The 7763-nt window shown below is 63.5% G+C and carries 6 protein-coding genes; 2 read left to right on the plus strand and 4 right to left on the minus strand.

Features of this window, described 5'->3' with window-relative positions; translation table 11 throughout:
- The first annotated feature begins 246 nt into the window (after positions 1-246).
- A complete protein-coding gene (locus QZY48_RS24330) occupies positions 247-1704 on the plus strand; it encodes a hypothetical protein (RefSeq protein ID WP_295435938.1) in 1458 nt (485 codons plus the stop codon).
- A 79-nt stretch (positions 1705-1783) separates the two neighbouring features.
- A complete protein-coding gene (locus tag QZY48_RS24335; protein ID WP_295435940.1) occupies positions 1784-2605 on the plus strand; it encodes a PEP-CTERM sorting domain-containing protein in 822 nt (273 codons plus the stop codon).
- Positions 2606-2698: 93 nt separating this feature from the next.
- On the opposite strand, the gene QZY48_RS24340 is transcribed toward QZY48_RS24335, so the two are convergent.
- From QZY48_RS24340 to QZY48_RS24355, 4 genes are all read right to left on the minus strand, one after another.
- On the minus strand, positions 2699-3898 hold the full coding sequence (locus tag QZY48_RS24340) for a hypothetical protein (protein WP_295435942.1): 1200 nt from the start codon (positions 3896-3898) through the stop codon (positions 2699-2701).
- Positions 3867-5354, minus strand: coding sequence for an alpha/beta hydrolase (locus QZY48_RS24345; protein ID WP_295435943.1), 1488 nt, complete (start codon positions 5352-5354; stop codon positions 3867-3869). The genes QZY48_RS24340 and QZY48_RS24345 overlap by 32 nt, the downstream gene beginning before the upstream one ends.
- A 123-nt stretch (positions 5355-5477) precedes the next feature.
- Positions 5478-6092 carry a DUF3611 family protein gene (locus QZY48_RS24350; protein ID WP_295435946.1) on the minus strand — a complete coding sequence of 205 codons (615 nt, stop codon included), beginning with the start codon at positions 6090-6092 and terminating at the stop codon, positions 5478-5480.
- A 425-nt stretch (positions 6093-6517) separates the two neighbouring features.
- Positions 6518-7639: a hypothetical protein gene (locus QZY48_RS24355; protein ID WP_295435947.1), complete on the minus strand. Its 1122-nt coding sequence runs from the start codon at positions 7637-7639 to the stop codon at positions 6518-6520.
- Between the last annotated feature and the right edge of the window lie 124 nt (positions 7640-7763).

Raw genomic sequence — 7763 nt, forward strand, 5'->3', positions numbered from 1 at the left:
CGTCGCTCGGGCGTGCCCATCCGGGCCGCGTCGAGGTCTGGGGGATGGGCACGCTGTGCTTTGCCGATCCTACGCTCGACGATCATGTCTGGAGGATGGGCACGCTGCGCTTTGCCCATCCTACCCTCTGCTCAGCGCACGTTTCGACACCGCCCTGGCGTCACGCGCGGGGCTGTCGGCCTACTGCAAAAATGGCCAAAGTCGAGTGTTGCTGGTATCCTCAGTATTTCGCTATGGTGTGACCTCATGACAACTCGCCTCAGCACCCTGGCTTTGACCTCCTGCCTCGTGTCGATGTTATTCGCTCCAGTCGCGAATGCATCCCGCTTCGGCATGATGCATATGAGCGACGCTCAGGAGCGGGAGCTCGCCGCCTGGGTGGAAAGCCTAGAGCTTTACGCCGCCCCGACTGCCTATACCCCGGGTACTGGTTCGGTCTCGGTGCTCGATCATTTTCATTACACGCCGGGGCTGCGCGATCAGACCCCGACCGGCACCTGTTGGATCTGGGCCAGTACTGCCATAATGTCGATGTATTTCGACAAGCAGTTCAGTGGCAACCCGGTACTGCAAGAAGGCCTGTCGGTTCAATTCCTGGCATCAAACGCCTGGATGGTCGGTTCAAACCTAAACGCCGGCGGTCATTTCGGAATGACCAAGGCATTTTACGACATGATCGGGTATGCCATTCCTTACTCGAATATCGGCGCGGCCTGGGATACGACCTTCAGCGTCGGTGAGGTACGCCCATCGCTGATCGCTTCCGGAACCTCGTGGCGCGCCTCCGGCAACACGGCATTTCCTATCGCCGGTATTGACCTATCCCAGGTAGACACATGGGACATCAGTCAGACCGAGGCAATCCGTAACCTCAAGAGTGTGCTCGATGCCGGATATCCAGTCGGCCTGCTCTACTTCCTGCCGACAACAGCGGACTGGGATATCTTCGACGCCTTTTGGGCGAATGAACCGGCGACCAGCATCATCAACATGGACTATGCCAAGGACCATACCTGGGATAAAGGCGGATGCGGTCACTGGACAGTACTCGTGGGTTACAACGATACGGACAGCGATCCGGCCAAACATTATTGGACTATGCTCAATACCCACGGCACGGTGGACGGAACGCGGCCGGACGCCACGTTCCGGATGGCGATGAATATCGACTACAGTGCCCAGTTCACGGGAAATCCCGATCCGATTCACAACCTGTATCTTTGGGTCGTCATGGACACCACGTTCGCCCCGAAGAATAGTCCCCTTCCAGCCAAGGGGCTGGAGAGTGTGGCGCTGACCGTCGATAACTCACTGCCCTCGGCCGTGAGCAGCGTAGTCGTCAGCGGCGTGGGTTTCTCCGCGGTGCCCGCCGCGATTGTATTGGGTAAGCTCACGCTGAATTTTCTTGAGATACCTGTTAATGCAGACACCGGGTCCTGGAGCCAGACCTCATCCGAGTTCCGCTTCGTCTCAAAGAGCGGGGCGGACCCCTACGTCACCCTCTCGATCAACAGGCTCACCAGGAAGTGGTCGGCGTCGGTGCGGGGCACAACCCTTGCACGCAAGATCAGTTCCTCCGACGGACTGGTCGCCAAGTTCGAGTATGCGATCGCCCCTGGGGGCAACTTTACCCTGCTCAGCCAGAGCGCGGCTGTCGCCGATCAGGTGAAGACCAAGGCGAGCGCCGCCGTCAAGGGCCCCTAGAGGCTTTCAGGCCCTCTACGAATTATCGCGAAGGCCGAGCGACCCCCACGAACCCTGATATCCCGAGCATTGCCGATCCATGAGCAAGACGCACTATTGCCTCCTCGCCTCGGTGCTCGCCATCGCACCGGGCGCCCGCGCCGCGCAAACCACCTGGCAGGGCGACGTGTTTGCCACCGACTGGAGCACGCCGGCAAATTGGTCGAACGGCGTGCCCGACAGCACCAGGGATGTGATCATCCCAGATGTTCCCAGCGGCATCCTGGAGATCGGGTCAGATACAAATGCACTTTCGATCACGGTGCAGCCTGGCGCCTCACCATTTTCGATTATGGCACCCACCGACGCGCTGAACCTCTACGGAGACTTCACCAACTCCGCCACGAATGGCGTCGATGTTTCAGCGGACGTGAACTTCAAGCACTCGATGACGCTTAACGGGCAGGGGGCATCAATCACTTTCCGCGGGGTCTCAAGTACCGTACTCAACACCGTTATCATCCAAGGATTGATCAATTTCGTAAACACGATCGTCTTGGGATTGGACTCCGCCGTTGCTTACGGCCGCTTTCTTGTGGATTCCGCCGCGTCATTGGATCTGTCCGGAGTCACCACGATTGCCTTCTCGGCCTCACCTTATACTGGGGCAAACAACAATCGATTCCAGCTTTTTGACCTCACCGACGGCTTCTGGACCGGCGCATCGGTATTGAGTATCCACCAGAACACCCTGCCAACCCTCACCGGCGGGCTCGCCTGGGACCTGACGCGGTTTGAAATCGACGGTTCGATCTCCGTGGTCCCCGTTCCTTCGACGATCACCTTACTTCCGATAGGTGCCGCGCTGGCTAGCCTAGTCCGGCGCAGAAACAGACGCGGTACGCTCCCCGTCGCGCCTTGAGCCTGTCGCCAGACGCGTGCACGACAAGTTTATGAAAAGATAAAGAGAATTCATTGTCGATCGCTATCGCCCACCTCCGCCAACGACGGACCTTCAGTCCCGCACCCCGCGCGCCATCGACCCGAAGAACAACACCGTCAGGACCAGCAAGGCCGCGAGCGCGGTCGTGACACTGCTGCGATAGACCAGGCGCCAGCCGGTGTTGGCCTTGCGCGTGATCTCGAAGGCATCAAGGTAGACGGTCTCGCAGGCGCCGTTGCCCTGATCGGTGCGGCTGGTGCTGGTGCCGCGCTGGAAGCCGCCGGAATGGGAGTAGCGCGCCAGTTTGCCGCGCAAGCGGACCTGGTCGCCGATCTCGGCGGACTTGAGCGCCCGCCGGATCAGTGGGTCCTGCGTCAGCAGGTGGTTGTTGGAGAGTTGGTCCGTGGCGAAGGCAGCCGCGGCCCCGGTGCCGCGGCTCGCGACCCAGCAGGTCCAGGTGGTGTTGTGGTAGGACATGGCACGGAAGGCCCCGGTGGTGACGTTGCCGCCCCAGACCACGCACAGGTCGCGGATGTTGATGAAGTCTTTCCAGTCCTTGAAGTGATAGATGTCCCAGAAGACATCGCTGTCGTGGAGGCTCACGACGACCCCGTCGAGTTGGTAGTCGTACAGGGGTTCGATGGTGTAGACGATGCCCTCGGCCTCGACCTGGAAGGGTCTGGCCGCGGTCGGGGTCTGTTGCGGCTCACCCAGGCGGGCGGTGTCGTAAAAATCGGGCGGCGGGAGTTGGTCCTTCTTCCAGTGGCTCCAGAAGGCGAGCGCCAGGGACCATAGGACGATCAGCAGCAGGAGTTGGCCTACTGTTTTATAGGGGAATGGGCGCGCCTCCGGCCGGGCCGCGGGCGCCCGCCGGGGCGTCGCGGGCCTGCCGAACTTCGCGAAGACGATTCCGCAATCCTGGCAGACCTCGCCTGGCGGCTGCTCGGCGCTACAACTGGGACAGCGCATCGTCGCCGCGGTGAGGCTGAGCCGACTCGGACGGCGAAAGGCATCGGCCGCCAATACGGGCTCGAGCGTCCCCTCCCCGACTTCGTGGATCAGGCAACCCACCCCGATCCGTTCCAGACCCGCCCTCGCCTGCTGCGCCCGCTCCTGTGACAGTTCGCCGCGCAATGGCCGTGACCGGCCATTCAGGAAGGCCCCGGCCTGCGCCTCGGACAGCTTGAGTGCCGCGGCCAGCGCCGCGACCGCCGCCGCCCGCTCGGCGCCCGGCAGCAGGTCACCGGTGAGCGTCAGGCAGTAACGTTTCATCGGGCTTGGCGCCCAACTGTTCGATGATGCGGTCCACGAGATAGGGGAAAAATGGATTGGACGACATCCGGTTCAGCGCGTCCAGGCTGACGATCAGGATGCCCCGCTCACCGCGCACCGCCATGGCCCCCAGGTGAACGCCGAAGTCTTCGGAGCGGTCAGGCTCCATCCCGTAGAGCGAATCGGTCACGGGGAATGGCAGCGCCACATGGGAGAGGGAAAAGACATCGCTGGGGTAGGTCAAGCCCAGGGGTCGCACCACCTCGGTCGTCGCCCCTGCCGCGATCGTGCGCTCCACCACGTCCGCGGAGCGGTCATCGCGGTTGGTGATGACCGTGGTGCGATAGTTGCGCGGGGGCTGCGGCAGCAGCCGGGCGAGCATGGTCTCGGTACTGGGGCGCAGCAAGGGACCGAATTCGGTGTGACGATTGAGGTCGAAGAGGACCAGCTCGCTGCCGTTCGCCGGCAGTTGGGCATAGAGGGCATTGACGATCGCCGGGGTGCTGACCGTGAAATCGGTGAGCGATTGGAAGGTGAGGATGGGCGGCAGGGTGCCCAGCCGGTCCTCGCGCGCGAAGCGGGCCAGCCGCGGCTGCAGGGCGCGGGTCAAGAGCGAGGATTGACGCGCGGCGTTGACGGGGAAGGAATTGTACTTGAATGGATTGAATTCCGGCAGGATCGAGAGCCAGGCGGCCTTGGCGAAGCGGGGGAAGAGGGCCGGCAGACCGGCGAACCCGGCGAAGCGCGCCAAATCCGTGACGCCGATCATGGGCGAGATCAGGATGATCCGCTCGGCGCGCGGCAGCCCGGGGTCGTCGATGGCATCCAGGGCATATTTCATCGCGAGGGCCCCGCCGTTGGAGTATCCCACGAGGTGCAGGGGCAGGTCCGGGCCGACCCGCCGCCGCGCCTCGCGCACCGCCAGGCGCGTGGCGGCGGTCCAGTCCTCCCAATGGACCGCCGCGAGCCCGGCGGGCACGCTGCCGTGACCCGGCAACCGCGGTGCGACGGCCACAAAGCCGCGCTCCTGATAGCGTTGGGCGATATGGCGCAGGCTATAGGGTGAATCGGTCAGGCCATGGAGCAGGACGACGACGCCGACCGGGGGTCCGGCGGGCTCCAGGGTAAAGGAGCGATTCCAGTCCTGGACGAAGCGCCCGGGGTAGACCGGGCTGCCCTCGAAATAGCGATTGGCGGGGACCCGCTCATCCGCGTCCAGGCGCTGCGTGACGTGCTCGCGGATCTCCTCGAAGATGGCCTTTTCCGCCTCGAGATACCGGACCCAGTCGGCGCGCTCCAGTTCATCGGCCGACAATTCATGAGGAACGAAGGTATGCCAGGGCTCCAGCGGCGCACCGCGTTGCGACTCGAAGGCCCGCACCCCGAGGAAGGTCACGGCGCCGCCCAGGATCAGCAGGGCGGCGACCTTCAGTAACTTGATCAATTTGGAACCCATAGCACCGCCCTCCCCCATTGCCCAGGCCTCGATCCGAATGGTATCCCGGGGGCGCTAAGGCACGGTTCACTGATAAGTTGAACAATTCCATAAGGAACTGCCGATAGCGCCATTTTTTCGCCGCTACACGGACTCGGGGAACTCGCCCGCGCACTGCGAGGTACGGAACATGAGCCAGAGACCGAGCACCAGGGTGATCACCTCGGCGGCGAGCGTCAGCAGCAGGGCCATCAGGCTGAGCAGATCGACCGCGGAGACCCAACTGGCGGTGGTGCCGACGGTCGTCGTCTGCAGGGTAGGGATGCCCGCCTGGGGCGCAGAGAGGAAATAGAACAGGAGTTGCGCCACGTCCAACAGCATGACCAGCATAGCGAACAGGATACCCAGACTGCTCGCGACCAGACCGGTCCAGACGGTCGCGATGACCGCCGACTCGCTCGGGCGCGTCTGGGGGTCGGCGATCCGCTTGCCGAGGCCGACGTAGCGATAGAACCAGACGATGGTGAACAGGAGCACCAGCAGATTGGCCGTGCTCAGGAACTCGACGATCGGCAGGCCGTTGCGCGGGCCTGATAAACTGCCAGAGAAAACAAAGACATAGAACATCAGCACGACCGGAATGGACCCCAGCAGCAACTGGAGCCAAAAGCCGCTCCACCCCAGGCGGGTGAAGGTCCTGGCCAGCCCCTCGATCTTGGACCCATGCAGGCCGTCAACGATATTCTTTAGTATACTCATTTACTTAACCTCGACCGCTCGGTGCGGTCAATCGGGCGGAGTGGGCGAAGCGGGGCCGGGAGGCACCGCTGCTGGTGACGACAGGGCCATTGTCGAGCGCTCGTCGCGCGGGCAACAACCATGATATGACATGGGGTTAAGGATAGCCCAGTCACCGACCGACGGCAAGGACTCCCGCAGTCGCCATCGTCATGTTGACCGGCAGCCTGCTCGCCCTGCTGGCGGTTATCGGCCTGGGGTTCGCCTTCGGGTCCTTCTAGACAACGAGTACCATCGTTGTCGTTGTCGTAATCGGATACGATAATCTCGATTACGACAACGACAACGACCACGACGCTGACAGCAGTCCCTGATGGACTGGCTTAACCTATTAGCGAACCGGCGTTTATGTGCGGCCGAACTGCCCTTTCCGGGATACCGACACTTCAGATGGCATACCGCAGAATCGCGGCCAGCGGCTGGCCCCGGGGGATGTCCCCCTGGCGCACGCTCAGCACCTGGCCGCCGGACAGGAGCACCCGGCGGGCGATCTCGTCCACCACGCCATAGGTGCTCGCGCCGGGCCCCTCGGCGAGGGTGAGGGTCCCGTCGGTCTCGTCGATCGTGCCGGGTATCACCTGGTCCATGTCCACCAGCAGGCTCTGGACGGCGCCGAAGGTTGCCGCCCGCGCCACCTGCGCGAGGTCGGTGCCGGCGCGGCCCTCGTTGGCGCGTTGGTTGAAGAGCGCGGTCCACTTGGCGATCTGATCGCGGTACAGACCATCCAGTACCGAGCGCGCGGCCGTCGCCAGTTCCGCCTCGCTCTGTTCCTCCGGACTGCCCGTGATCCCCTGGTCGGCCAGGTGCGGATAGGTATTGACCGAGCGGTAGATGGCGGCCAGGCCCTGGACCGAGGCCAGCACCAGCGGGATATCGCTGCCCGCGAGCAGACCGCGCAGGGCGCTGTCGACCTGGCGGGCATAGTGCCGCAGCAGGACCTTTCGCCCCTCGCTGCCGACCAGCCGCCCGCTGTGGGAGCGATCCGCGATGCTCGCCTTGCCGACCGCGGAGGCGACATCCTTCGGCATCCCGATCACCTTCACCTCGCCCGTCGGCAGGTCCGCCGAAACCTCGATCAGACGCACGCCGCCCTCGGCCAGCGCCAGCACATAGCAGGCGTTGCAGAAGGTGATCGAGCGCAGCAGGGGCTTGAGATGAAAGCGGTCGGACACCTCCACCAGCGGCTCCAGGGCGTTGGGCACCCGGAAGGTCCGCAGGTTGTCCGGGGTGGCGTAGATGGCCAGACCATGGGCCTGATAGCGCCAGAACTCACCGTCGTCGATCAGGTCGTCCAGTTCCTCGGCCAGGGCGCAGACCCGCCACTGGTCAGCGCCCGCGGCCTCCAACTGCGCGATGGCCTCCTTGGCCAGGTTCTTCAGCGCAATCCGATCGGCAGCGGTCTGCGTAGTGATGGGCGTCGTCGGCAGAAAGATCGACACGGCGATGTCCGTGCGCGCGGTGGCGAGGTCGAGGAGTTCGGCGCTGGTGGGGAGGTCGAGATGGAGCATGGATGGACTCGCTGCAATGGTTCTGGGGTGCGATCAGAACTGATGTGGTGACCGGGATCCCGGGTACGCTGTCGTTGTCGTTGTCGTAATCGAATAATGCGACCACGATTACGACAACGACAAC

The organism is uncultured Thiodictyon sp., assembly GCF_903828115.1.
Classification (GTDB): Bacteria; Pseudomonadota; Gammaproteobacteria; order Chromatiales; family Chromatiaceae; genus Thiodictyon.

Excerpts from the sequence above, each read along its gene's own strand:
- QZY48_RS24355 (WP_295435947.1), bottom strand. The coding sequence starts at position 7,639 with ATGCTCCATCTCGACCTCCCCACCAGCGCCGAACTCCTCGACCTCGCC.
- QZY48_RS24350 (WP_295435946.1), bottom strand. The coding sequence starts at position 6,092 with ATGAGTATACTAAAGAATATCGTTGACGGCCTGCATGGGTCCAAGATC.
- QZY48_RS24335 (WP_295435940.1), top strand. The coding sequence starts at position 1,784 with ATGAGCAAGACGCACTATTGCCTCCTCGCCTCGGTGCTCGCCATCGCA.
- QZY48_RS24330 (WP_295435938.1), top strand. The coding sequence starts at position 247 with ATGACAACTCGCCTCAGCACCCTGGCTTTGACCTCCTGCCTCGTGTCG.
- QZY48_RS24345 (WP_295435943.1), bottom strand. The coding sequence starts at position 5,354 with ATGGGTTCCAAATTGATCAAGTTACTGAAGGTCGCCGCCCTGCTGATC.
- QZY48_RS24340 (WP_295435942.1), bottom strand. The coding sequence starts at position 3,898 with ATGAAACGTTACTGCCTGACGCTCACCGGTGACCTGCTGCCGGGCGCC.